Source organism: Hymenobacter jeollabukensis, assembly GCF_005771675.1.
Taxonomy (GTDB): domain Bacteria; phylum Bacteroidota; class Bacteroidia; order Cytophagales; family Hymenobacteraceae; genus Solirubrum; species Solirubrum jeollabukense.
Genome location: NZ_VAJM01000011.1, coordinates 1 through 26,025 on the forward strand (window position 1 = coordinate 1; position 26,025 = coordinate 26,025).

Sequence of the window (26,025 nt, forward strand, 5' to 3'; positions counted from 1 at the left end):
GGAGTATTTGTCCCATAGGGCCGTGCGGTAAGTAGCGTCAAAAGGTACACCACGACACCCTGGGACTATACAGCTAGACGGTCGCCGCAACGAGCAGGCGACTATTCCGCAGGAGGTTTCGGCTCAGCCGGTCCTGCTGACGACCTCGTTTAACGTCAGCAACGACGCAACCACCCCAGCGGCAAGTAAACTTGCCGCGTCCCCTCCTTCAAAAAGGAGGGGAGCTTCCGTTCTGACAAGGGCAGGAGAGTTCAGAACAGTTTCGGGCGAGGTCGAAACTACTTTGCTACTTCTAAGCCATGTCCCACCCGACGGAGCGGTGACTACTCACTCAGCCCCGCCCGCTAATCCCGCTGCGCGACGATGATTGACGCCCAACGCCTACACGATTTCAACCAGAGCAAGCAGGCTGAGCACGGCCTGCGCCTGGGCTACCTCACGGACCTGCTCAGCCGCCGCGGCATCGACGCCCAGGAGGTGATTCGGAAGCTGGTGCAGTTTCAGGTGGCCATTCCGAGCTGGGCGCTGGGCACGGGCGGCACGCGCTTCGGGCGCTTTCCGCTGGGCGGCGAGCCGCGCAATCTGGAGGAGAAAATCCAGGATATCGGCCTGCTTAACCAGCTCAACGGCTCCTCCAACTCGCTTTCCCTGCACATTCCCTGGGATATTCCCTCCGACGTGGCCGCCATCGAGCAGCGGCTGCGGGAGCAGCAACTGGTCATCGACTCGGTCAACTCCAACACCTTCCAGGACCAGAAGGAGCAGGCGTATTCGTACAAGTTCGGCTCGCTCTGCCACACCGAGCAGGGCGTGCGGGAGCAGGCCATTCAGCACAACATAGAGTGCGTGCGCTACGGCGAGCAGCTGGGCGCCAAAACCCACACCGTGTGGCTGGCCGACGGCTCGAACTTCCCCGGGCAGCAGCACTTCCGCCGGGCCTACCAACGGACGCAGGAGTCCTTGGCTGCCATCTACGAGGCCCTACCGTCGGACTGGACGATGCTCATCGAGTACAAGCCCTACGAGCCGAATTTCTACTCGATGATTATCCCCGACTGGGGTACCTCCTACTCCCTGTGCCAGCAGCTCGGTAAGCAGGCGCAGGTACTGGTCGATTTGGGTCACCACTTGCCCAATACCAACATCGAGCAGATCGTGGGCCGCCTGCTGCACTTCGGGCGGCTGGGCGGCTTCCACTTCAACGGCTCCATGTACGGCGACGACGACCTGACCACCGGCAGCATGAAGCCCTTCCAGCTGTTCCTCATCTTCAACGAGCTGGTGGACGGCGCCCAGGATTCGGCGGTGAACAACCCCGCCGTGGCCTACATGATTGATGCCAGCCACAACACCAAGGACCCGCTGGAAGACCTGCTGCAGTCCGTCGACAACATCTTGGGCGCCTACGCCAAGGCCCTGCTGGTAGACCGCACGGCGCTGGCCGAGCTGCAGCAGAACAACGACGTAGTGCGGGCCGAGGAGCTGCTACGCGACGCCTTCCTCACGGACGTGCGGCCGCTGGTGCAGGAAGCCTACCGGCAGGCCGGCGGCGCCCTCAACCCCGTTGCGGCCTACCGCACGGCGGCGGTGCGCGAGCAACTCATTCAGCAACGCGGCAAGCTCAGCCTCTCGACCGGCCTGTAACGCCAACTCGTATGAAAAAGACCATCTACGCCGTGTTCGACGTGGGCAAGACCAACAAGAAGGTCATCCTCTTCGACGAAGACCGGCAGATTATCGAGGAAAAGCAGCACGTGTGCGTGGACACCGTTGATGACGACGGGTTTCCGTGCGAGAGCCTGGCCCGGCTGACGCAGTGGGTGCAGGACCACTGGCACGCCCTGCTCACCAATTCGCGCTACTCCGTGAAGGGCGTGAACTTCACCTCCTACGGAGCCAGCTTCGTGCATTTGGGCGCCAACGGGCAGCCGGTGCTGCCGCTCTACAACTACCTCAAGCCCATGCCCGAGCAGTGGCTGGAGCGGTTCTACCAGGAGCTGGGCCAGTCGAAGGAGGACTTTGCGGCCGCCACCTGCTCGCCGCAGCTGGGCATGCTCAACTCGGGCCTGCAGCTGTACTGGCTGAAGTACGCCAAGCCCCAGCAGTTTTCGCGCATCCGCACCTCCCTGCATTTGCCGCAGTACCTCTCCTACCTCATCACCGGCGAGGCCTTCAGCGACTACACCTCCGTGGGCTGCCACACCGGCCTCTGGGACTACGGCAAGGGCCAGTACCACGACTGGGTGTACCGCGAAGGCATCGACGACAAGCTGGCCCCGCTGACCCAGGACTCGGTGGCCGGCGTGGTCGACGGCGTGCTGGTGGGCGTGGGGCTGCACGACTCGTCGGCGGCGGTGCTGCCCTACCTGCTGGAGTGCCAGGAGCCGTTTTTGCTCGTCTCGACGGGCACCTGGGCGGTGGTGCTGAACCCGTTCAACGACCAGCCGCTCACGCCCGAGCTGCTGCGCCGGGACTGCCTGAGCTTCCTCTCGCCCAAGGGCCGCATGACCAAAGCGGCCCGCTCGTTTTTCGGCCGGGAGCACGACTACCAGGTGCAGCGCATTGCCAACCACTTCCAGGTCCAGCCCGATTTCTACCACAGCTTCGTGCTGGCCCGCCCCTACGACCCGCAGGCCGCGCCGTTCCATCCGTGGTGCATGGCCGGCACCGGCCCGTTCCCCGACGAGCCGGTAACTGAGTGGGATTTGTCGGGCTTCAAGACGGCCGGCGAGGCCTACCACCAGCTCATTCACGGGCTGATGGACATTCTCACCGAGTCGATCAAGCTGGTGTATCAGGACGAGCGGATCATCTACGTCGACGGCGGTTTCGCCCGCAACCCGCTGTTTATGCAGGTGCTGGGCTGGAACTTCCCCCAGGCCGATATCCGCACGCTGGAAGTGCCCCAGGCCACCGCGCTGGGCGCCCTCACGCACCTGGAGCAGGGCGAAGCCTGGACCAAAACGCAGCTGTTGTTTACTTAATGAGTTGTCAGTTGCGGGTTGCCTGTTGTCAGTTCGTTCTGCCGAAACCGATAGAACGAACTGACAACTGACCACCCGCAACTAGCAACTGACCGCCCATGAAAGTAGGCTTGTTTATTCCGTGCTACATCGACCAGTTTTACCCGCAGGTGGGCATTGCGACCTACCAACTGCTGGAAAAGCTGGGCGTGAAAGCCGATTTTCCGCGGCAGCAGACCTGCTGCGGCCAGCCGATGGCCAACACCGGCTGCGAGCAGGACGCCAAGCCGGTGTACCGCCACTTCGTCGATACCTTCGCCGGGTACGACTACGTGGTGGCGCCCTCGGGCAGCTGCGTGTACCACGTGCGCAAGCACTACGACGTGGTGGAGCAGACCGGCGCGGTGCAGCACGTGCGCCAGGCCACGTACGACCTGTTTGACTTCATCACCTCGGTAATGGGCGTGACGGAGCTGCCGGGCCGCTTTCCGCACCAGGTAGGGCTGCACCTGAGCTGCCACGGGCAGCGCGGGTTGCATCAGGCCAACGAGTCGGAAATGACGCCGGTGCGCGAGGGGCAGCTCAGCCGCCTGCTGCGCTCGGTCGACGGACTGACCTTGACCGAGCTGAACCGCAACGACGAGTGCTGCGGCTTCGGCGGCACCTTCTGCATCACCGAGGAAGCCGTGTCGGCGCGCATGGGCCAGGACCGGGTGCAGGACCACGTGCTGAACGGCACCGAAGTGCTGACCGGCGGCGATATGTCCTGCCTGATGCACTTGGAAGGCATCGTGCGCCGCCGGCAGCTGCCGCTGCGGGTGATGCACGCGGCCGAAATCTTCAACGCGGCGCTGCAGCAGCCCAGCAAGCCGGTTTCGACTTACGTGCCCGGCGCGGTAGCCGCATTGTAGCACGTAGTGGTACTACGACTTTTGGAGTCGTAGTACCACTATCGTTGAACAACCACGGCATCTCCGCTTCGTCCCAACATCAGCAACGATAGTGGTACTACGACTTTGAGTCGTAGTACCACTGCGCCCCAAATCCATGAGTCACCCCCAACGAGCGGCCGCCTTTACCAGCGACGCGGAGCGCACCACCTGGCACGACGAAACGCTCTGGTTTGTACGCCAGAAGCGCGACAAGGCCGTGTATGGCATCCCCGAGTTTCAGCAGCTGCGGCAGCTGGCTTCCGACATCAAGGAGCACACCCTGAGCCGGCTCGATGAGTACCTGGAGCAGTTTGAGCAGAACGCCCGCGCCAACGGCGTGACGGTGCACTGGGCCGCCGACGCCGAAGAGCACAACCGCATCGTGCTCGACCTGATCCGCAAGGCCGGCGCCACCAGCCTCGTGAAGAGCAAATCCATGCTCACCGAGGAGTGCCACCTGAACCCGTACCTGGTCAAAAACGGTATTGCGGTGGTGGATACCGATTTGGGGGAGCGAATCGTGCAGCTGCGCGAGGAGGCGCCGAGCCATTTGGTGCTGCCGGCCATTCACCTGAAGAAGGAGGACGTGGGCGAGACGTTTCACCTGCACCTAGGCACGCCCAAGGGCGAGAAAGACCCGCAGGCCCTCACCGAGGCGGCCCGGCTGCACCTGCGCGAGAAGTTTCTGATCGGCGAGGTGGCCATTACGGGCGTCAACTTCGCCGTGGCCGAAACCGGGGCCGTGGTGGTGTGCACCAACGAGGGTAACGCCGACCTGGGCGTGAACCTGGCCCGCGTCCACATTGCCTGCATGGGCATGGAAAAGCTGATTCCGCGCACCGCCGATCTGGGCGTATTTACCCGCCTGCTGGCCCGCAGCGCCACCGGGCAGCCCGTCACCACCTACACCTCGCATTTCGCCCGGCCGGCCGAGGGGCGCGAGATGCACATTGTCATCGTCGACAACGGGCGCACCCGGCAGCTGGGCCGCCCCGACTTCCGCGCCTCGCTGAAGTGCATCCGCTGCGGGGCCTGCATGAACACCTGCCCGGTGTACCGGCGCAGCGGCGGCCACAGCTACGACTTCACCGTGCCCGGCCCCATCGGCGCCATTCTCTCGCCCAACATCGATATGCGCCAGCACAGCTCGCTGCCCTTCGCCAGCACGCTCTGCGGCTCCTGCACCGACGTGTGCCCGGTCAAAATCGATATCCACGCCCAGCTCTACAAGTGGCGGCAGATCATTGCCCAGGAAGGCGAGCTGCCGGCCGCCAAAAAGTTGGGCATGAAGCTCCTGAGCAGCGTGCTGGCCCGCCCCGGCATCTACCGCTTCGGCGGCAAAGTGGCCCGCGAAGGTCTGCGCTTCCTCCCCCACGGCCTCACCCACGCCGCCGCCTTCAACCCCTGGGCCAAAGCCCGCGAGCTGCCCGAACCGCCCAAGCAAAGCTTCCGCGACTGGTACGCACAGCAAGTGGTGAAATAGTGAGATGGTGATTGGTGAGTGACGTTCCGCTTGCGCCCCCTGCGCGGTTCGCACCACCACAACATCAAACTCACCATTTCACCATCTCACCATCTCACCGATATGTCCTCCCGCGAATCCATCCTGGCGGCCGTGCGCCGCAACCGTCCCGAGCCCACTCCCCTGCCCCCGGTGGCCGATTTCGGCGGCGAAGCGACGGTGGAGCAGTTCACCCACTGGCTGCACTTCATCGGCGGGCAGGTCATCCACATCGACCCCGCGCAGCCGCTCGAAGAGGTGGTGCGCCATCTTTACCCCGAGGCCGTGCGCGTGGCTTCCGACCTGCTGCCGGCCACCGTGCCCGTCGATGCACACACGCCCACCGCCGTGCTGGAGGCCGTGGACGTGGCCGTGCTGCGCGGGGAGCTGGGCGTAGCCGAAAACGGGGCCGTGTGGGTGCCCGAAGCCAATATGCTGCACCGCGCCCTGCCCATGATAGCCCAGCACCTGGCCCTGGTACTCGACCACGCAAGCATCGTGGCCACCATGCACCAGGCCTACGCCGCCGTGCAGCACACCGGCCATTACGGCGTGTTCATTGCCGGCCCCTCCAAGACGGCCGACATCGAGCAGTCGTTGGTTATCGGGGCGCACGGGGCGCGCAGCCTAGTGGTGCTGCTGCGGTAGCGGCGCCTGCCGATAAAGCACTTCATCCTGAGCCCAGCGAAGGACCTTGCTCAAACCTCGCACCGCCACTATCTACAAAGTGCTGATGTCCTATTAACGAAGGAGGCGCATCCAACAACGTAAAGTCGTTGGTGGATGCGCTTTTCAGTTGGTGCAGGGTCAGAGGAAGGTCCTTCGCTGGGCTCCGGATGACAGCCGATTTAACTCATTGTGTTAGGCGTTGGCCAGGGCCCTATCAAGGTGCACGTAGCCGCCGTCGACGTGGATGATCTGGCCGGTGGTGTGCGAGCTGCGGGCCGAGAGCAGGAAAGCTACCGCGTTGGCAATTTCCTCGGGCGTGGTCATGCGGTTTTCCAGCGGAATCTTGCTGGTGATTTCGCGCAGCTTTTCCTCGGGGTTGGGCAGGGTCTGAATCCAGGTTTCGTAGGCCGGCGTCCAGCTTTCGGCCACCACCACGGCATTGACGCGGATACCGTATTTCAGCAGCTCCACGGCCCACTCGCGGGTGAGGGCGTTGCGGGCGCCGTTGGCGGCGGCGTAGGCCGAAGTGTTGCCCTGCCCGGTTTCGGCCGTCTTGCTGGTGATGTTGACGATGCTGCCCTGGGCCTTTTTCAGCTCCGGCAGCGCGTGGTGGGCCAGCAGGTAGTAATGCACCACGTTGCGGTGCAGGGAGGCCATGAAGCCCGCGTAGTCGCCATGCTCCAGCCCCACCCCGTCGTTGACGCCGGCGTTGTTCACCAGCCCGTCGATGCGCCCGAACTGCTCGACGACCTGCCGCACGGCCCGGGCGCAAGCCTCGGGGTCAGCCAGCTCGGCGGCTACCTGCCCGGCCCGGCCGCCGGCCGCTTCCACGGCCGCTACGGCCTGGCGGTTATCGGCCTCATTGCGGCCGATGATGACGGGCACGGCGCCCTCGGCGGCCAGCACCCGCACGATACCCTCGCCGATGCCCTTGGCCCCGCCGCTGACGATAATGACTTTGTCCTGAAGCTCCAGATTCATGGTTGGTGGGTTGTAGAGACGCGACCCATCGCGTCTCGTCGTTGCTGATGTTGTTTGGGCTGCCCGACGCGGGTCGTTCAACGACGAGACGCGATGGGTCGCGTCTCTACAGCCGGTAGAACGCGGCCGCGTTTTCGCCCCAGAACCGGCGCTGCTCGTCGGCGGAGAAGCCGGCCAGGTACTGCTGAACCAGCTCTACCACCTGCCCGTACCGGCCGGCCACCAGGCACACCGGCCAGTCGGAGCCGAACATGACGCGCTGCGGGCCGAAGGCTTCGAACACCACGTCGAGGTAGGGCCGGAAGTCGGCGGGCTGCCAGCGGTGCCATTCGGCTTCGGTGATGAGGCCGGAGACTTTGCACCACACGTTGTCGTGGGCGGCCAGGGCCTGCAGGTCGCGCTGCCAGCCGTCGATGTCGCCGCGCTTAATGTAGGGCTTGGCAATGTGGTCGAGCACGAAGGGCTGCTGGGGGTGCGCGGCGGCCAGCGCGGCGGCGTGGCCCAGCTGGTCGGGGAAGATGAGCACGTCGTAGGTGAAACCGTGGGCACTCAGCGCCTTGATGCCGCGCTGAAACGGGGGCGTGAGCATCAGGGCGCGGTCGGCTTCGCCCTGCAGCACGTGGCGGAAGCCTTTCAGCTTCGCGAACTGGCTGTAGTAGGCCAGCCGCTCGGCCACGTCGGCGGCCCGCAGATCCACCCAGCCGACCACGCCGCGGATGAAGTCGTTGTCCGCCGCGTTGGTCAGCTGGAATGCGTTTTCGGCCTCCGTCTGGCCCGACTGCACCACCACGCAGCCGTCGAAGCCGTACTGCTCCAGCAGCGGCGCCAGATCGGCGGGCCCGAAGTCGCGCTGGATGACGGCCATGTCGTCGGTTATCCAGGCGTCGCGCTCGGGCTGGTACTGCCAGAAGTGCTGGTGGGCGTCAATCCTGGCCATACGCCTTCACGGTTTGGCGCGAAGTGCCCAGCCCGTCGATGCCCAGCTCCACCACGTCGTCGGGCTGCAGGTACACGGGCGGCTTCAGGCCCAGGCCCACGCCCGCCGGGGTGCCGGTGGAAATCACGTCGCCGGGCAGCAGGGTCATGAATTGCGAGATGTAGCTGATCAGGCGCGGGATGCGAAAGATGAACTCGGCGGTGGTGCCGTCCTGCATCTGCTGCCCGTTCACCGTCAGCCACAGGCGAAGGTTGTCCACGTCCCGGATTTCGTCGGGGGTGGCCAGCCAGGGGCCGATGGGCGCGAAGGTGTCGCAGCCCTTGCCCTTGTCCCAGGTGCCGCCGCGCTCAATCTGAAATTCGCGCTCCGACACGTCGTTGTGCAGGGCGTAGCCGGCCACGTAGCTGAGCGCGTCGGCCTCCTCCACGTACGAAGCCTTGCGGCCGATAACCACGGCCAGCTCCACTTCCCAGTCGGTTTTCACCGAGTTCCGCGGAATGACGATGTGGTCGTTCGGGCCGACCAGGGCGGTGGTCGACTTCATGAACAGAATCGGCTCGGCGGGCGTGGCGGCGCCGGTTTCGCGGGCGTGGTCGGCGTAGTTCAGCCCCACGCACACGATTTTGGAGGGCCGGGCCACGGGGGAGCCGAGGCGCACCGCGTCGGGCACGACGGGCAGGTGGCCGGGCTCCACGTTCCGGAGCAGCTCGGCCAGCTGCTCCAGGCCGCCGTGGGCGAAGAACTTCTCGTCGTAGTCGACAAAGTGAGCCGACACGTCGTAGCGCGTGCCGTCGATAATGACGCCGGGTTTTTCCTGGTCGGGCTGGCCGAAGCGGATGAGTTTCATGCAGTAGAGGATGTTTCAGGCCGTCATCCTGAGCAAGGCGAAGGACCTTCCTCCCACCCTGCACCAGCGGCTAAGTCCCAGGCAAGTTACCTGAGAAGTGAAAATGCGTTGTGGCCGCGTTCCAGCGGCGGTGCGGGGGATGAGGAAGGTCCTTCGCTTTGCTCAGGATGACGTTCTTTTCCTTCCACCACCGCGCTCAGAATCAATTATTCAGCTTGATGAAGCCCCCGTCGAGCGGGTAGTCGCAGCCGGTGACGAAGCCGGCTTCGTCGGAGCAGAGGTACAGGGCCAGGGCGGCTACTTCCTCGGGCTTGGCCATGCGGCCGATGGGCTGGCTTTTCGAGAGTTTCTCGAACATTTCCGCCTCCTGGCCGGGGTAGTTCTTGGCAATGAAGCCGTCGACGAAGGGCGTGTGCACGCGGGCCGGCGAGACGCTGTTGCAGCGGATGCTGTGGGCCATGTAGTCGCGGGCCACCGACATGGTCATGGCGAAGATGGCGCCCTTGCTCATGCTGTACGCCAAGCGGTCCGACAGGCCGACGTGGGAGGCAATGCTGGCCAGGTTCAGGATGACCCCGGCGCCCTGCTGCTTCATCAGCGGCACGGCCGCGTGCAGGCAGTTGTAGGCGCCCTTCACGTTCACCTGGTACACCCGGTCGAGGTCGGCTTCCGAGGTATTTTCCACGTTGCCGACGTGGGCAATGCCGGCGTTGTTGACCAGGATATCCACCCGGCCGATGGCATCGAACACGGCTTTCACCGGCGCCTGCTGGCTCACGTCGGCGGCATGGACCTGGGCCGTGCCGCCGGCCTGGCTGATTTCGTCGGCGGTGGCTTGGCCGGCGTCGGCGCTCAGCTCCAGGATGTGGACGGTGGCGCCCTGCCGGGCAAACAGCAGGCTGATGGCGCGGCCGATGCCCGAGCCACCGCCGGTAATGACGGCCGTCTTGCCGCTTAGGTTGAACATGGGAGGTGGTTTGTTGGGGGTTTGTTGGGGGCTTGTTAGAACGTCATGTCGAGCTTGTCGAGACATCTCGCTCGGGTGCTATTCTTCTCGTTGAACATGAGTTTACTATCTGGCATCAGCACGCGAGATGTCTCGACAAGCTCGACATGACGTTCTGGTTTGGTTGTGTAATAGCCCAGCTTAGTACTTCATATCCGCGCTGTTGGTCACGGCTACGGGTTCCTGGTCGTCGGCTTTGATGTCGAGTTTCTTGATGCTCCAGCCCTTGGCGTGGTCGATTTTGCCGGCCGTGGCACCCGTGATGGTGATGTTCTCCATCGTGAAGTTGTCGAGCACGGAGGTGGGCAGGCCCTCGGCCGAAATGGCTTCCTTGGCGCCGGTGGCGCGCAGGTTGCGGATGGTCACGTTGCGGAAGTGCGGGGTGCCCTGCTCGGGCGTCACCTTGGCCAGCATCTTCTTCCAGTGCTCGGGCAGGGTGGCCTCGGTGTAGCCTGCCGGCAAGGTGGAGTAGCTGTACGAGGGGTTCCAGTTCATCGTCATGATGATGGGCACGCGCACGGACTCCATTTCGATGTCCTCGACCAGGATATCCTCCACCGTGCCCCCGCGGTTGGTGGCCGACTTCAGACGGATGCCGTACTTGGTGCCCTTGGCCTTCAGGCCGCGGGCAATGACGTGGCGGATGCCGCCGGACGTCTCGGAGCCGCAGGTGAAGAGCCCGTCGCCGGCGCCGGCCACGCAGTTCTGGATCAGGATGTACTCGGCGGGGCGGTTGACGCGCAGACCGTCCCAGTCGCGGCCGGCTTTCAGGCAGAAGTTGTCGTCGTTGCAGTCGATGTCGCAGTTCTGCACCAGCACGTAGCTGCTGGAGTCGATGTCGATGCCGTCGGTGCTCGGGCCGTGGCCGCCCACGTTGTTGCGGATGACGAGGCCGTCGGCCGTCACGTTTTTGGAGTAGAGGATGTGCACCGTCCAGAAGCCGGCGCGCTGCAGGGTAATGCCCTTGAGCGTGACGTTCGAGGAGTTGGCCACGATGAGCGTGCGGGGGCGCTTGGCGTCGTAGTCGACAATCCAGCGCAGGCCCTTGGCATCGTACTCCTTGCGCATGGCCCAGTACTTGTCCCAGAACGGTTTGCCCTGCCCGTCGACGGTGCCTTCGCCGGTAATGGCTACGTTGTCCTGGTTGAGAACATTAATCAGCGCGGCGGGCCACACCATCTCGATGCCGGCCACGCGGGAGGGCATGTCGGGGTAATCCTTGAGGTCCTGGCTGCCGAGCAGGGTCACCCCCTTCGGCAGGTTCAGGGTCACGCCCTTTTTCAGGAAAATCGAGCCGGTGAGGTATTCACCGGGCGCGAAGGTGACCACGCCGCCCTTCTTGGCCGCCGCGTCGATGGCCTTCTGGATAGCCATGGTATTGAGCGTTTTGCCATCGGCCACGGCGCCGTACTTGGTCACCTGGAAGACGGCTTTGCCCGCGGGCTGGGTTTTGGCGCCGGTTTGCTTGACCCAGTCGGGGTCGGCAGCCGTCTTGGAAACCGGCGTGGCGGCGGGGGCAAAGCTACCGAGCCAGGCCAGCAGGGGCAGCAGAAGGTTCAGGAAGGAATGCATGGTCGGGAAGGAATTAGGACGGCGCACTGCGGGGGAGTTCTGGCCAGCGCCCCGAGAGCAGCAGGTGACGCTGCTGCTCCTGCTGCGGCTTAGGGCCGCGGGCAGCCAGCCAGAACGATTCCCTCGCCGGCAATTTGGGTGGAGGCCGGGCTGCCACCTTCCCGCACCCTCCTGCTATCGACGATTTACCGTTGCCCACCGGAGGGCAATGGTATGAATTTTCAGGGACGGCTGAAATCTATATCCTCACCCGGGCCCAGACGGGCGTGGTATCAATTTTAGCCCTCCCTGAAAATTCATACCATGCGTACGCCAAAGCAGTTATCCCGTCCTCAAAAGCCGACCGGAAAGCGGTCATGACAACGTCAGCAACGATTGCCCGCGCCGTAGCGCGGGCCTACAGCCGGCGCCATTGGTCGGTGCGAAAGGGCGAAGCGGGCAGGCCAGCGGCGTTGTAGAGGTTGGGGAAGGGCGTGGGCTTCCAAGCGAAGCGCACGGCCACGGGCTGCTTGACGTCGGGGCTCCACACCACCAGCTCCCGGCCTTCGATGCGGGCCTGGGCGGGACGGAAGACGCTGTCGGGGCCGGCAATGGTGAATTCGCGCAGGGGGCCGTTTTGGGCGACCAGGCCACCTTCGGCGTACTGGAAGCGCAGCCGGATCTGGCCGTTTTCCGGCTGCATGCTCGCGTAAATTGGGCCGGAGTACGGACGCTTTTTCTCGCCGTACTCGTGCGCCAAGGCCCACTGCGCGAGGCGGTGGCCGACGACCTGCTTGTTGCGCGGGTGAATGTCGAGGGAGTCGCCCGCGTCGGTGATGACGGCCATGCCGGTGTGCGGCACCGTTTGCATGGTCAGCAGCTGAGCCTCGCGCAGCTCGGGGCGGGCCGAGCGGTGCGGGGCAATCTGCACGAAGTAGAACGGCAGCTCGGGCCGGCCCCACTCCTGCCGCCAGCTGCTGATCAGCGCCGGAAACAGGCGGCGGTACTGGTAGCCACGCTCGGCGTTCGACTCGCCCTGGTACCAGATGACGCCGCGCAGCGTGAACGGCGCCAGCGGGTGAATCATGGCGTTGTAGTTCTTGTAGGGCGACTTGTTGCTCGTAGGTCCGACAGGCTCTTTCGGGGCGGTCAGGCGCAGCTGCGGGTTAGCGGCTTTCTGCTCCTTGTAGAGCTGCTGGGCGGCTTTGTAAGCGGCGTAGTCCTGGGGGTAGGTTTCGAGGCCATGCTGGTACCGCTCCACGATGGGGCGCAGGTCGGGGTCGGCGTCCAGCACTTCGCGGCGCGTCCAGGCTTCGGCGGGGGTGCCGCCCCAGGTGGCGTTAATCAGCCCGATGGGCACTTTGATCTGCTCGTACACCTCCTGGGCGAAGAAATAGGCCACGGCCGAAAACTCGCCCACCGTCGCGGGGCTGCACGGGGTCCACTGGCCGCCGGGCACGTCGCGCTGGGGCGTATCGGCCGTCTGGGTCGTCACCGTGAACATGCGGATCTGCGGGTAGCTGGCCCGGGGCTTCACCTCCGCTTCGTTGACGACGCCCGAGTACGAGCCGCTGCCCGGCCGCCTGCTGATCGGAAACACCATGTTGGACTGCCCGCCGCAAAGCCAGACTTCGCCCAGCAGCACGTCCTGCAGAGTCAGCGTGTTCTGGCCCTGAAACGTGAGCGTGTAGGGCCCGCCGGCCTTGGCGGTGGACACGCGCACCAGCCAGTTGCCCTGGGCGTCGGCCGTCACGCGCACCGGCTTCTTCGCCCAGCCGGCCGTTACGGTGACTTGCTCGCCGGGGTCGGCCCAACCCCAGAGGGCCACGGTGGTTTTCTGCTGGAGCACGAGGTGGTCGGCCAGCAGCCTAGGCAGGGTGATGGTGGCGCGGGCGGTGAGGCTCAGCAGCAGGGCGGCGGGCAGCAGGAAAAGGCGGTGGAGCATGGTAGACGCGGCGCGGATGGCTTAGGTAATCTTGAATACGAAGCTCGACGCGGTCATGAAACGGCCGCCCTGAGAGGCGCAGAACATATATTCCGGCTTCCCGTCGCGTAGCAGCAGCTGCGGGCGTTCCAGGCGGCCGTAGCGCTTGAGGTTTTTGGGCGCGGGCGGCTCCTGCACCCCGTACGCGCGGATAGGCAGGAAGGCCACTTTCGGGTAGCTCCACTGCCGGCCGTCATGCGAGTCGAGGTAGAGGCCGACTTCGTGGCTGTACACGCCCATGTCGCGGGCCAGCAGGTTGAATTTACCGTGCTGATGCCACACGAAGGCGTCCTCGAACTGCTTGTTCTGCTCGTTGTTGCCCAGGCGCGAAAAGTCGATGACCGGGTTGCCGGCAAACTTGACGTAGGGCCCTTCGAGCCGCTCGGCCACGGCCAGGCCGTACTTGCGGTTGCCGCGCACCACGGGGTCCTTGGAGGTCTGGTACTCGTTGGTATTCCACGATTTGTAGTACAACCAGCACTGCCCGTTGGGGTGCTTCACGAAGGCCGGGTTGGTGGTGCAGTGGTCGTCCCAGGCGCCCTCAGGGCCGGGCAGCAGCAGCGGGGCGTCGGGGCGCGTCCAGGGGCCTTCCAGCTTATCCGCCAGGGCCAGGCCGATGCGCTTGGTGTCGGTCTTGCCATTCGATGTGCCCATGAAAAACAGCGCGTACCGGCCGTCGACGTGCTGAATGTGGGGGTTGTGGCAGGTGGTGGCGTCCCAGAAGCCGGGGCCGCGCGGGGCCAGCACAACTTCTTGAAAAGCGAAGGGGCCTTCGGGGCGGTCGGCCACGGCCCGGCAGATTTCGCAGCTGTTGAGCCAGCCGCCCATGCCCTTGCTCTTCGGCCAGCGCGAAAAGAACAGGTGGACGCGCCCGTCGGGCCCGTAGATGGGGCTGTTGCACCACACGAAGTAGTCCTCCATTTCCAGCTGCCGCCCGACCGGTTTCAGGTGCTTGCTGAATTTGGCAAAGCTGCGTTTGGGCAGCAGCAGGGAGGGTTTTTCATCCCGGATGAAGACGGCCCAGGCCCGCGCAAACGGCGCCAGGGCCAGACCGGTGAGGAAGGTGCGGCGGTTCATGGTGGTGGACCTCCCCCCCTAACCCCCTCTCCTTGGGGAGAGGGGGAACTAGCTTTTAGCTTTAGCTAAAAACCACTGGTTTGGAAGTGAAGAAATTAGAGTTTAACAACTAAACTCCCCCCCTTTCCCGCTTGGTGCGCGGCATCTACGGAGAGGGGGCTAGGGGGTGAGGTTTCACTGCACCTTCTCCGCCCGCGTGCTGATGGGCGTCAGCGTCACCGGGCCGAGCAGGCCGGACTCCTTCGGCTCCCACTTGAGGGCCGTGAACAGGCCCTGCTCGTTGCGGTTTTCCTTGAGCTTAGCGGCCAGGTTCACGTTGTAGAAGTGGCGGTATTCGATGCCGCGCTTATCCAGGTCGATGATGCGGTTGGCCATGCCGTTGCTGACGAGCACGGTGAGCGTGTTGGAGGCTTTGAGCTGCTCCTTGGGAATGAACACCTGGTAGGTCGGGCCGATGAGCGTGCCCAGGTCCTGGCCGTTGAGCTGCACCCGGGCGCTCTGGGCCACCCGGCCCAGGTCGAGCAGCCAGCCGTCGGCGGCCGAGCCGGTGGGCGGGGCGAAAGTGGTCGTGTAGGAGGCCGTGCCCGAAAATGCTTTGGCCGCGTCGCTGAAGGTAGTCCAGGAAGTCAGCTCGCGGGTTTCGGCTTTGGCCGGCAGTGTGGGGCCGCCCGTCACGAAGCTCACGCTCCAGGGCCCCGCCAGCGGCTGCGCGGCGCCGGCGGGCTTGAGGTAGGCATAGCTCGGGGCACTGACCGGCGCTTCGTTGGTTTCCAGAATGCACGACTCGCCCGGGGCCAGCTGCAGGTACACTTCGGGCGTGCCCTGAGTGGAAGTGCGCAGGCCGGCCATGCCCAGCTTTTCGGTGAGCGGGTTGTAGAGGGCCACGGCTTTGGCGGCCGTGTGCAAGGGCACCCAGCCGTCCACGGCCTTGCCGCTCCAGTTGGTCACGAAGTAGTAGTGCCCCTTGGCGTGGCGGCGGCGGATAAACTCCAACCCGCTATCCACCATTGTTTCGCGGCGCACCCCGGCGGCGGCCAGCAACGGCTCCACCTCCGCCCCGACGAGCACCATGCCCTTGCCTACCACGGCCTTCTGCACGCCGTTAGTGGCCGGGCCGGGCTTGATCTGCCCGAGCAGCTTGCGGAAGGCGGCCCGGCGCGCGTCGAGGTTGCCCAGGCCATTGACATCAACTGGCAGCGCGCCCTGAAATACCACCGTGGCCCCGCCCTGGGCCAGCTTCACCAGCTGCTCCAGCGTGGGCAGGGGCATGATGCGGGCCGCCGGCACCACGATGGTGCGGTAGCTCGTGCCGCCGGTTTGCAAAGTGGCGCCGCTGCCTTTCAGCTGCTGCACCTGCCGGTCCGATATGAAGTCGAAGCCGTAGCCGCGCTTGAGCAATTCCTCGCCGGTCTGGCCCACGGGCATGCCCTTGAAGCCGTGCTCGATGCCGTCGTAGTGCTGCAGCAGGAGCTTGGCGCGGTCCACGTCGGCGGGGGCGGGCTGCTTGCCCCGCTGGGCGAAGGAGTCGTAGGTGGGCAGGTAGAGCAGCACGTCGTTGGCGGGCTGCCCGGCCTGCAAAAAAGACTGGCAGTGGGCGGCGTAGCGGTTGAGCTGCCCGAAGTCGGGCCAGAACGAGTTGTTCGGGTTGAAGTGCACCGCGGCGTAGAACAGCCAGCCCGGCCAGGCGGCGGCCTGCGGCGAGTAGTTGGTACCGTGGTAGAAGATGTGGTTCACGCCGCCGAGCAACATGCGGTCCACGGCCTTTTTCACGTCGCTCAGGGAAGAGAGGAAATGGTCGTTTTCCCAGGTGGCGGTTTCGGCCGAGGTCAGCGGTTTGCCCGTCACGTGGGCGGCTGAGGAGGCAAACTTGATGCGCAACAGGTCCTCCCCTTCCGTCTCGGGAATGTCCGTCACGGCGTAGAGGTCCAGGATGTTGGCCGGGGAGCCGTGGGCCTGGTTGCGGATGAGCGCGTCGTGGGTGCGGGCCCAGTCGCGCCAGGTGCGGGTGTAGTTTTCCAGCAGCAGCTCCGATACGGTTTCGCGGTAGTCGCTGAGCACGCGGCGGTTCTGCTCGTCGTCCGCGGCCTTGCCCAGCAGGGCGGGCAGGTGCTGGCGCAAATCGTAGCCGCGGCGCCGCTGAAACTCGGTGAGCAGCTGCGGGGTCCAGTTGGCCTCGCCCTGGGCGTCATCGACCTCGTAGGAGTCGTTGAAAAAGGCGCGCACGGCCTTCAGGTCGCGGCCCTTGAAGGCCTCGTCGAAGTGGCGCAGGTAGTTGTCGGTGGCGGTTTTGGAAAGGTGGTCGATAACGTCGCCCTCCCCGCCCGGGCCGGCGCGCTCCACCTGCTTGCCGTGCCAGCCCTGAAACAGGGCGTAGAGCGTCCAGTTGGCCCCGGCCGGCGCGGTCCAGCTCAGCTTGCCGTCGGCGCCCACCTTGCCGGTGAGGTCCACGGCCTGGCCCTTATCGGAATAAGCCATCAGCGTCTGCAGCGGCAAGGGCTTTTCGAAGCGCACCTGGTCGAAGGCGTGCAGCTGCAGATCGGGGTTTCGGGCCACCGGCTGGGCCATGGTTTTCACGTCCAGGGGCTGGCCCACGGCCCGCATGATGGGTTTCTGCAGGTAACTCACGGCCTCACTCAGCTGCCCGCCACCTTGCACCTCGTAGGTGCGGTAGGTCACGTACTTGCAGGCGTCTTCGGGCGTCACCCAAGGCCCGCCGAAGGGCCAGCCGGAGGCCTGCGCCACGTCGATGCCCAGGCCCAGGCGGTTGGCCTCGGTGAGCGTGTAGGTGAGCATGTCGACCCACTTGGGCGAGAGAAAGTCGATAAACTGGTTTTCGGCGCCCTTCACCCCGTAGATGGTGGTAATTTCCAGCCCGCCCAGCCCGGCCTGCTGGTACTGCGTCATCAGGCGCGTGAGGTCCTGCTGGTTCACGGCGCTGCCCTCCCACCACCAGCGCGTCCAGGGCTTGGTTTGCTGGGTAATGGCGGGCCACTTCGGCGCCTGGGCCCGGGCGGGCGTTTGGGCCAGCGCGGCGGCAAACAGCAGGGAAAGGGCAAGGGTCTTTTTCATGGGGGAAGGCGGGTTCGAGTATTAGGGCGCCAGCGTTGCGTCTAGCTTTCTGCCTGAGTGGAAGCGGCGTCAAGGCAGTTGGATTCAGGACCAGAATCGTACTCCTACTCCTGGCCGTCATGCTGAGCTTGTCGAAGCATCTCTACCGCTTCGTTAAATAGTATCTGACGAAGCGGTAGAGATGCTTCGCGGGGCTCAGCATAACGTGCTAATTCTGGCTGTTCAACGTCGGCACGCGAGATGTCTCGACAAGCTCGACATGACGTTCTATTTAATCGGCTCAACCAGCCGCTCCAACGTCAGCTCTTGGCCGCCGCGGGCGGGTTGTCGACGAGCTTATACAGCTCGGTGCCCGCCAGCAGGAAGCAGCCCAGGCCGTAGTCCTCGAAGTCGGGCCGGGAGTCGTAGGTGACGGGCTGCCCATCCTTGGGCTCTTTGCCGGTGCCCTGCACGTAGCCCAGGAAGCCGTCCTTGTGCACGCACTCGGTGGTCATGGCCGTCCAGGCTTTGGTGATGATGGGCAGGTACTGCTTGGCGTCGAGCAGGCCCTGGTTGATGCCCCAGGCCATGCCATAGACGAACAGGGCGGTGCCGGTCAGCTCCTTGCCGCCGAAGTGCGTCGGGTCGTGCAGGCTCACGTTCCAGTAGCCGTCCGGGCGCTGCAGCCGGGGCAGGGCTTGCACCATGCGCAAATACATCTGCTGGTACTCCTCGCGGTGCGGGGCGCCGGCGGGCAGGATACTGAGCGTGCGCACCATGGCCGCCACCACCCAGCCGTTGCCGCGGGCCCAGTAGCAGTCCTCGCCGTTAGGCTCCCGGTAGGGCGGCACGAAGTCCTTGTCGCGCCACCAGAGGTTGTCCTCGGGGTTGAAGAGGCCGTTGCCGCCGTGCCTGGTTTTGGCGTAGTCGTAGAGCTGAAACAGCTTCTCGAAGTACCGCTCCTCCTGGTAGAGCACACCCAGGCGGGCAAACACCGGCATGGCCATCTGCAGCGCGTCAATCCACCACCAGTCGTCCACCTGCTCGGTTTGCAGCATGCGGTCGATGCTGGCCTTGATGTCGCGCACGCGCTCGGGCTGCGGGTCGATGGCGTGCAGGGCGAGGTAGGTCTGCCCGCAGCACTGGTTGTCGGCGTTACGGGTTTCCACGCCGCGGTTCAGGCCCCACTGGTGCTTCTGGCCCCAGTCCACGGCGTAGTCGTAGTAGCGCTTCTGCTTATCCACGCCGTACAGGGCCATCAGCCCCTCGTAGTACACGGCGCGGGTCCAGATGTTGCTGGGCCGGGCTTTGTTGGTCACGATTTCCTTACCCGTATCCGGCCACTTCTGCATGAAGTAGCTATTGGTCAAAGTCAGCACTTTCAGGATGTCCTTTTTCCGGGGCAGCTTGGCCGCTTGCGGGGCCGCGGCGGCCCAGTCGGGCAGCAGCAGGCCGGCGCCGAGCAGGCCCAGCGTCTGGGCAAAGGTGCGGCGGGGTATCGGGGCGGAGAAGGAATGCATGGTGGTCGGAGGCTGTAGAGACGCACACTTGCGTCTCAATCGTTGGTGAGGTTGTTAAAACCGGCGCGGCGAAGGACGCTCGTAAAGCCGTTATTCGTGCTGACGCCGACGTTCTGACGCCGAGACGCAATGATGCGTCTCTACGAGGCGGTTTTGGCTATTTCGACGGCGTAGACCTGGCTCTGGCCCTCGAAGTTGGCCCGGAAGATCAGCCATTTGCCGTCGGGCGAGTAGTGCACGTTGGGCTCCAGGTGGTAGTTGTGCTTGGCCAAGTTCACCAGCTTTTCGGCCTTGAATTTGTCCCCATCGGGCCGGAACAGGTAAATCCACTGCCCGTTGGGCGAGTGCGCCACCGAGGTCGGGTAGCCCCCGTCGCCGGCGAAGGTTTTCTGGTCGGGGGCGGTGGTGTAGTGCACCGACCACTCGTCGCGGGTCAGCTCGTACTTCCGCTCCTTGCCCGATTTCAGGTCGGTGCCGGTGACGAAGAACGTGGCCCCGCGCGGCAGTTGGTGGTCAAACCAGATGGTCTTGCCGTCGGCCCCGAACCACTCATGGCCGGCAATTTCGCGCTCCATGGTGCGCTTGTGCACCAGCTTCACCTCCTTGGTCTTGGTATCGATGGTCCAGATGCGGTCCACCAGTTCCCAGGGCCCCTCGTGGCAGAACATAAGCAGGCGCGGGTCCGTCGGCGAAAACTGCACGTGGTTCAGCCAGGCCGTGTCAGTGAAGAGCTTGGTGAGCTGCCCGCCCTCAGCACTGACGGTGAAGAGCGTGCGCGGCAGCTTGGCCTCGTAGATGCGGCGGAAATAGTCCTTTTTCTCCGGGTACTGCCGCGAAATTTCCTTTTCCGCGTCGCTGCTCCAGGCCCCGCCCAGCTGCGTTTCGTCGGCGTTCAGGGTGGTGATGTTGGCCCGAAAATCGGCCGGAAACACGAACACCAGCCTAGTCTTGCGCGAGTCCACGTGGGTGGCGTACACCGAGTCGCCGGTCTGGTAAAACACCTCTCGCCGCTTCGGGGCCACGATTTCGCCCCCGACTTTGCGGAAGTAGCGTGTAAGCGGCTGCACCTGCCGGGTTTTCAGGTTCAGCATGCGCAGCTGCTTGCCCCGCTCGTCGGCGTGGTAAAACACCATCCAGTCGCCGTCCTTGCCCCCCGAAACGAAGGGCCGGTTGTGGAAGTAGAAGCTCTCGTTTGAGCCGTCGAGCGGGCTGAGGCGCACCACGCGGTGCCCCGTGTCCTGGTCGACCCATTCGGCGGCGGGCATGGGCGTCTGGCTGCCGGTGGCCAGGCGCTGCTGGGCCCGGGCGGGGGCGCCGGCCAGCAGCATTCCGCCGAGGACGGCCAGGGTGCCAAGGCGGCGAGGATTCAGGGCTGCAAACATGGATTCGGGCGGGTGTTGGGGTGGCAGTAAAGGAGCAGGATCAGTTGGCGGCGGGCTCGGGCGGCAGGTAGCGGGCCAGGTCGCGCAGGGCCACCACGCGGTAGTGGTGGTCCTTCAGGTAGCGCAGGTATTCCTCGAACAGGGCTGGTGGGGTCGTCACCCAGTCGTGGGCCGTGTCGGGCACGCCGTGCAGGGTCAGCACCACCACCTGGCCGCCCCGGGCCTGCGGCAGGGCCGCCAGGATGTCGGCCCGGTTGTCGGCGCCGGTGCTGAAGCTTGGGATGAGGCGCCGGTCGTCGCGGGCGGGGTCGTAGGCGCGCACGCGGCCTTGTTTGGCGCCGCCGGCGCGGGCCAGGGTGTAGCCGCGGGCCCGCAGCACCGCCAGGGCGGTGGGGTGCGTGTCGTAGCCGGGGTAAGCGAAGGAAGTAGGCCGCCGAATGCCGTAGCGGCGGCAGCGGCCCTCGATGGAGTCCAGCTCGGCGCCCAGCTCGGCCGCGGTCATTTTGTTGACGTGCCGGTGCGTGAGGGTGTGGCTGCCGATTTCAAAGCCCATTTTATCGAGCTGCCGAATCTGCGCCCAGCTCATGTACCGGGTTTTGTCGGCGAAGGGCGGGTCGCGAAACTCGCACACGAAGAAGGTGGCCCCGAAACCGTACTTGCGCAGCAGCGGGGCCACGTAGGTGGCGTGGCTGAGCACCGAGTCGTCGAAGGTGAGGACCACCAGCCGCTCGGGCACCCGCGGCGGGCCCTGGGCGGTGCCGGCCGTCAGCAGGCCGGCTGCCAGCCCCAGCGCGGCGGTGCGCAGACAAACCCGGACGGAAGCAGCGAAGCCCATACGCAACGGAAGGTAAACCTGCCCCAATAGAGCAAACTGCTGCGGCGAAACCCTCCTGTACTCTGCGGTGTGCCCACCGCAGAAGTGGGCGGTTACTAACCGGGCCAGCAATAGCAGGCTTAGCGCCGCCCAGCTGTGTCTGTGGATGGGAGAAGCCGCACGTCATGCTTGATCTGGCGTCCGCCTATTGTCAGCTTACCCGGCCAGCAGGCCATTGCCGCCCTGCGGGCTCAGCGGCTCAGCCGGCGCAGGGCCAGCAGGCACAGCGCCACCGAGCCCGCCACCCGCACCCGGCCGCCGAGCACCCACTGCTCCAGCTCGGCCAGCGGCACGGTCAGCACTTCGATGTTTTCCGTCGCGTCGAGGTGCTGGGCGGCCACGCGGCGGGCGTTGCGGGCAATGAAGAAGTGCAGCAGGTTGGTGTCCTTGGTGGGGTTGTCCGACACGTCGAGCACGTGCTCCAGCGCGTCGGCGGCGTAGCCGGTTTCTTCCAGCAGCTCGCGCCGGGCGGCGGCCACCGGGTCGGTTTCGCCGGGGTCGATGACGCCGCCGGGCAGCTCCACGAACACGTCGGCCGCGCCGTGCTTGTACTGGCGCACCATCACCACCTGCTCGTCGGCCGTAAGGCAGAAAATCAGTACCGCGTCGGGCCGCTCGCTCACAAAGTAGTCGTCCAGCTCCTCGCCCGAGGGCAGGCGCACCCGGTCGCGGCGCAGGCGGTACCAGCGGTGCTCGAATACCAGCTCGGAGCCAATTACTTGCCAGGGTTTGATGACAGCAGCCATAACAGCGAAACGGGCCTGATGAGCCGGCAAGTTACGCGCCGCCGGCGCGGGGCCGGATGCCGGCCCACCCGGCATTGGCGCAGATTGCCCGATATTGCGACCTGTTAGGGCCGCTCCGCGCGGTCTGCCCCCTTTCTGCCGGCGTTTCGCGCGCCGCTTTCTGCCCCGTGCCCGCCCGCTCCGCTCCCACCCCGCCGCCTTCCGCCGACGCCACCGCCGCCAACCGGCAGCAGCTGCGCCAGCTGTTTCCCGAAGCCTTCCGCGCGGGCCGGCTCGACGTGGACGTGCTGCGCCAGCTGCTGGGCGAAGCCCCCGCCGACGAGGAGCAGGAGCACTACGGCCTGAGCTGGCACGGCAAGCGCGCCGCCCGCCAGCAGGCCCTGCAGCCGCCCGCTGCCGCCCTGCACCCCGCCCCCGCCGATAGCCTCAGCTGGGACAGCACCCGGAACCTGGTGGTGGAGGGCGACAACCTCGACGTGCTCAAGCTCTTGCGCCAGCAGTACGAAGGCCAGGTCAAGCTGATTTACATCGACCCGCCCTACAATACCGGCAAGGATTTCGTCTACCGCGACAATTACCAGCGCAGCCGCCGCCGCCACCGCCAGCTCACCGGCCAGCCCGATACCGGCCCCGCCGTGCCCGCCGACGCGGCCGAAACCGCCGGCCGCCTGCACACCGACTGGCTGAACCTGATGTACCCGCGCCTGCACGCCGCCCGCCACCTGCTGCGCGACGACGGGGTGCTGTTCCTCTCCATCGACGACAACGAGCTGGAAAACGCCCTGCAGCTGCTCAACGAGCTGTACGGGGAGGAAAACCGCCTGGCCATCATCTGCCACAAGGCCCGCGCCTCGGTGTCGAACGACAAGATTATTTCGGCCAGCCACAACTTCATCCTGCTCTACGCCAAGGACCGCGCGCGCATCCACGCCCAGCGCGCCGCCTTCGGCCTGCCGCCCGATCTGGCGGGCTTCACCCACTACGACGTGCGCGGGGCCTACAAACTGGCGCCCGTCGATGGGCCAGGCGGGGCGGCCAAGGGCAATCCGCACTACACCTTTCTGGGCGTGACGGGCTACTTCCGCTTCGCCCCGGAGCGCATGCAGGCCATGTACGAGCAGGGCCTCATCATCAAGGCCGGCAACGGCCTGCAGCAGAAGCACTACCGCCACGACGCCGAGCGGGTGCGCAAAACCGACACCACCTGGTGGGACGATAAGTACTACACCGCCACGGCCACCGCCCGCCTCAAGGCCCTGATGGGCGCCGACGTGTTCGACGCGCCCAAGCCGGTGGAGCTGGTGGAGCGCATGCTGCAGCTCTGGGCCCGCGACCCGACCGATTTGGTGCTCGACTTCTTCGCCGGCTCGGGCACCACCGGCCACGCCGTGATGAGCCAGAACGCCCAAGACGGCGGCACCCGCCGCTTTATCCTGGTGCAGCTGCCCGAGCCGCTGGACCCGGCCAACAAGGACCAGTGCGACGCGGCGGCCTACTGCGAGCAGCTGGGCCGCCCCCGCACCATTGCCGAGCTGACCAAGGAGCGCCTGCGCCGCGCCGCCGCCCAGCTGCGCGCCGCCCACCCCGACACCCCGGCCGACCTGGGCTTCCGCGTGTACCGCCTGGCGGAGGGGCCCGCCGCCGCCCCGAAACCGCGCCAACGGCCGGCGCCGGTCAAGAAAACGACTGCCCCGCCGGCCACGGCCACGCTGCCCGAGCTGCTGGAGCACCTGGGCCTGCCGCTGAGCACCGCCGTGGAGCAGCGCGAGGTGGCTGGCTACGCCCTTTTCGCCCTCAACGGCGGGGCGCAGCTGGCCTGCCTGGCGCCGCGCCTGGCCCCGGCCGAGCTGGAAACGCTGGTCGGGCACCTGGCGGCCTGGCACGAGGAGCTGGCGCCCGGCCCTGGCACCCAGCTGCTGGTGCGCGCCGCCGCCTGCCGCTCGGCCGAAGCCCGGCGGCGCCTGGCTACCTGCCTGGAGCAGGCCGGTTTCGGGGCGCAGCAGCTGCGCTGGTTGTAGCGGGCTGGCCCGGGCGTGGCTGGTTCTCGGCGGTCCGATTCTACAATCTTGGCCCGCTTTGTCGCCATGCTTATAAGGCGGCCATGCTAAGATGCTACAGAGGGTCGAAAAAATGGTACACGGTGCCGGCCCGCGCCGTGCCGACCTTTAGCCCCGATCAAATCAGTCTTTCCCGCCCATGAAAACGCCCGTTGCTTTCCTTGCTTGTTTAGGCCTGACGTTGGCCGCCGCGCCGGTTGCCCTGGCGCAGTATCCTTCCATTCCGCCCGACATTCAGAAGGCCAGCGACGAGATGATGAAGGAAGCCCGTCGCCAGTCGGATATTGCCTGGAACAAGGCCTACCCCATCATTCAGAAGGAGCAGCGCGAGGGCAAGCCCTACATTCCGTGGGCGGCCCGCCCGATTGATCTGCCGCAGGCCGCCATTCCGGCCTTCCCGGGTGCTGAAGGCGGCGGAGCGTACTCGTTTGGTGGGCGCGGCGGCAAGGTCATTGTGGTGACCAGCCTGGAGGACAGCGGCCCTGGTACGCTGCGCGAGGCCTGCGAGCAGGGCGGGGCGCGCACGGTGGTATTCAACGTGGCCGGCATCATCCGGCTGAAGTCGCCGCTGATGATTCGGGCGCCCTACATCACCATTGCGGGCCAGTCGGCGCCCGGCGACGGGGTGTGCGTGGCCGGCGAGTCGGTGTGGATCAACACCCACGACGTGATTATCCGCTACATGCGCTTCCGCCGCGGCGAGACGAACGTGGGCCGCCGCGACGACGCCATCGGCGGCAACCCCATCGGCAACATCATGATTGACCACGTGTCAGCTTCGTGGGGGCTCGATGAGAACATGTCGATGTACCGCCACATGTACAACGACAGCACCGGCATTCCGGAGCAGAAGCTGGGCACGGTGAACATCACCATCCAGAACTCGATTTTCTCGGAGTCGCTGGATACCTGGAACCACGCCTTCGGCAGCACGCTGGGCGGGGAGAACTGCACCTTCATGCGCAACCTCTGGGCCGACAACGCGGGCCGCAACCCGTCGATTGGCTGGAACGGGGTGTTCAACTTCGCCAACAACGTGATGTTCAACTGGGTGCACCGCTCCACTGATGGCGGCGACTACCGGGCCCTGTACAACATCATCAACAACTACTACAAGCCCGGCCCCTCCACGCCCCAAGGCACCAACATCAGCCACCGCATCCTGAAGCCCGAATCGGGCCGCAGCAAGCTGAAGTACCAGGTGTACGGCCGCGCCTACGTGGCCGGCAACATCGTGGAGGGCAACGACAAGGTAACCAAGGACAACTGGGACGGCGGCGTGCAGGTGGAGGAGCTGCCCAACGCCGGTAAGTACATGGCTGATATGAAGGTAAACTCGCCGTTGCCCATGCCGCAAATCACCATCATGCCGGCCCAGAAAGCCTACGACTACGTGCTGGAAAACGCCGGCGCCACCCTGCCCAAGCGCGACGCCGTCGACGCCCGCGTGGTGGAGCAGGTGCGCACCGGCAAAATCAACGCGCTGCCGAACGTGAAGCTGCCCGAAACCCAGTTCAAGCACCGCCGCCTGCCCATCGACTCCTACAAGCAGGGCATTATCACCGACATCAGCCAGGTGGGCGGCTACCCCACCTACGCCGGCACGCCCTACCAGGACTCCGACAAGGACGGCATGCCCGACCAGTACGAGAAGAAAAACAAGCTCAACCCCAACGACGCCTCCGACGCCAGCCAGGTGCGCGGCAAGGACGGCTACACCAACATCGAGGAGTACCTCAACAGCCTGGTGTCCGTGAAAAACGTGAAGCCTTCGTAAGGCTGATACTGTTTCCGATGAACGTCATGTCGAGCTTGTCGAGTCATCTCGCGTGCTGACATCTGAGAGTAACCGTCATGCTGAGCGCAGTCGAAGCATCTCTACCGCTTCGTTGAACCAATGCAGGCGAAGCGGTAGAGATGCTTCGACAAGCTCAGCATGACGTTCTTTTT

Annotated in this window: 19 protein-coding genes; 7 read left to right on the forward strand and 12 right to left on the reverse strand. The window is 65.4% G+C overall.

Translation table 11 applies throughout. From position 1 onward, the window contains the following. Nucleotides 1–363 precede the first annotated feature (363 nt). From FDY95_RS19260 to FDY95_RS19280, 5 genes are all read left to right on the forward strand, one after another. The gene (locus FDY95_RS19260; RefSeq protein ID WP_138080163.1) at nucleotides 364–1,644 is read left to right on the forward strand and encodes a TIM barrel protein; all 1,281 of its coding nucleotides are present in this window, start codon (nucleotides 364–366) and stop codon (nucleotides 1,642–1,644) included. An 11-nt stretch (nucleotides 1,645–1,655) separates the two neighbouring features. Next, on the forward strand, nucleotides 1,656–2,984 hold the full coding sequence (locus tag FDY95_RS19265) for an FGGY-family carbohydrate kinase (protein WP_138080164.1): 1,329 nt from the start codon (nucleotides 1,656–1,658) through the stop codon (nucleotides 2,982–2,984). A gap of 98 nt (nucleotides 2,985–3,082) precedes the next feature. Then, nucleotides 3,083–3,874 carry a (Fe-S)-binding protein gene (locus FDY95_RS19270; protein ID WP_138080165.1) on the forward strand — a complete coding sequence of 264 codons (792 nt, stop codon included), beginning with the start codon at nucleotides 3,083–3,085 and terminating at the stop codon, nucleotides 3,872–3,874. Between the two features lie 136 nt (nucleotides 3,875–4,010). Beyond that, nucleotides 4,011–5,378: a lactate utilization protein B gene (locus FDY95_RS19275; RefSeq protein WP_138080166.1), complete on the forward strand. Its 1,368-nt coding sequence runs from the start codon at nucleotides 4,011–4,013 to the stop codon at nucleotides 5,376–5,378. Between the two features lie 102 nt (nucleotides 5,379–5,480). After that, the gene (locus FDY95_RS19280; RefSeq protein WP_138080167.1) at nucleotides 5,481–6,044 is read left to right on the forward strand and encodes a LutC/YkgG family protein; all 564 of its coding nucleotides are present in this window, start codon (nucleotides 5,481–5,483) and stop codon (nucleotides 6,042–6,044) included. A gap of 213 nt (nucleotides 6,045–6,257) precedes the next feature. Here the strand turns inward: FDY95_RS19280 and FDY95_RS19285 are convergent, their stop codons facing one another. The 12 genes from FDY95_RS19285 to FDY95_RS19340 all read right to left on the reverse strand — a co-directional run bounded on the left by FDY95_RS19285 (nucleotide 6,258) and on the right by FDY95_RS19340 (nucleotide 22,018). Further along, nucleotides 6,258–7,046: an L-fucose dehydrogenase gene (locus tag FDY95_RS19285; RefSeq protein ID WP_138080168.1), complete on the reverse strand. Its 789-nt coding sequence runs from the start codon at nucleotides 7,044–7,046 to the stop codon at nucleotides 6,258–6,260. Nucleotides 7,047–7,152: 106 nt separating this feature from the next. Next, nucleotides 7,153–7,983, reverse strand: a complete 831-nt coding sequence (locus FDY95_RS19290; RefSeq protein ID WP_138080169.1) for an amidohydrolase family protein — start codon at nucleotides 7,981–7,983, stop codon at nucleotides 7,153–7,155. Next, the gene (locus FDY95_RS19295) at nucleotides 7,970–8,830 is read right to left on the reverse strand and encodes a fumarylacetoacetate hydrolase family protein (protein ID WP_138080170.1); all 861 of its coding nucleotides are present in this window, start codon (nucleotides 8,828–8,830) and stop codon (nucleotides 7,970–7,972) included. Before FDY95_RS19295 ends, FDY95_RS19290 begins: the two co-directional genes overlap by 14 nt. Before the next feature lie 202 nt (nucleotides 8,831–9,032). Further along, a complete protein-coding gene (locus FDY95_RS19300) occupies nucleotides 9,033–9,797 on the reverse strand; it encodes an SDR family NAD(P)-dependent oxidoreductase (protein WP_138080171.1) in 765 nt (254 codons plus the stop codon). 180 nt (nucleotides 9,798–9,977) lie between these two features. After that, on the reverse strand, nucleotides 9,978–11,408 hold the full coding sequence (locus FDY95_RS19305) for a glycoside hydrolase family 28 protein (protein ID WP_138080172.1): 1,431 nt from the start codon (nucleotides 11,406–11,408) through the stop codon (nucleotides 9,978–9,980). A gap of 397 nt (nucleotides 11,409–11,805) precedes the next feature. Then, nucleotides 11,806–13,332 (reverse strand): sialate O-acetylesterase, encoded by a 1,527-nt coding sequence (locus FDY95_RS19310; RefSeq protein WP_138080173.1) that lies wholly within the window; start codon nucleotides 13,330–13,332, stop codon nucleotides 11,806–11,808. Nucleotides 13,333–13,353: 21 nt separating this feature from the next. Continuing rightward, the gene (locus FDY95_RS19315; RefSeq protein WP_138080174.1) at nucleotides 13,354–14,448 is read right to left on the reverse strand and encodes a glycoside hydrolase family protein; all 1,095 of its coding nucleotides are present in this window, start codon (nucleotides 14,446–14,448) and stop codon (nucleotides 13,354–13,356) included. Between the two features lie 174 nt (nucleotides 14,449–14,622). Further along, complete coding sequence (locus FDY95_RS19320) at nucleotides 14,623–17,517, reverse strand: glycosyl hydrolase (protein WP_138080175.1); 2,895 nt, start codon at nucleotides 17,515–17,517, stop codon at nucleotides 14,623–14,625. Between the two features lie 299 nt (nucleotides 17,518–17,816). After that, nucleotides 17,817–19,016, reverse strand: a complete 1,200-nt coding sequence (locus FDY95_RS19325) for a glycoside hydrolase family 88/105 protein (RefSeq protein ID WP_138080176.1) — start codon at nucleotides 19,014–19,016, stop codon at nucleotides 17,817–17,819. 140 nt (nucleotides 19,017–19,156) lie between these two features. After that, the gene (locus FDY95_RS19330; protein ID WP_212744931.1) at nucleotides 19,157–20,398 is read right to left on the reverse strand and encodes an oligogalacturonate lyase family protein; all 1,242 of its coding nucleotides are present in this window, start codon (nucleotides 20,396–20,398) and stop codon (nucleotides 19,157–19,159) included. A 40-nt stretch (nucleotides 20,399–20,438) separates the two neighbouring features. Next, nucleotides 20,439–21,233: a polysaccharide deacetylase family protein gene (locus tag FDY95_RS19335; RefSeq protein ID WP_138080177.1), complete on the reverse strand. Its 795-nt coding sequence runs from the start codon at nucleotides 21,231–21,233 to the stop codon at nucleotides 20,439–20,441. Nucleotides 21,234–21,463: 230 nt separating this feature from the next. Beyond that, nucleotides 21,464–22,018, reverse strand: coding sequence for an NUDIX hydrolase (locus FDY95_RS19340; protein WP_138080178.1), 555 nt, complete (start codon nucleotides 22,016–22,018; stop codon nucleotides 21,464–21,466). A gap of 167 nt (nucleotides 22,019–22,185) precedes the next feature. On the opposite strand from FDY95_RS19340, the gene FDY95_RS19345 reads away from it, so the two are divergent. Beyond that, nucleotides 22,186–24,036, forward strand: coding sequence for a site-specific DNA-methyltransferase (locus tag FDY95_RS19345; RefSeq protein ID WP_171025754.1), 1,851 nt, complete (start codon nucleotides 22,186–22,188; stop codon nucleotides 24,034–24,036). A 178-nt stretch (nucleotides 24,037–24,214) separates the two neighbouring features. Beyond that, entirely contained in the window at nucleotides 24,215–25,852 is a 1,638-nt protein-coding gene (locus FDY95_RS19350) for a pectate lyase family protein (protein ID WP_138080180.1), read from the forward strand. The last annotated feature ends 173 nt before the right edge of the window (nucleotides 25,853–26,025 follow it).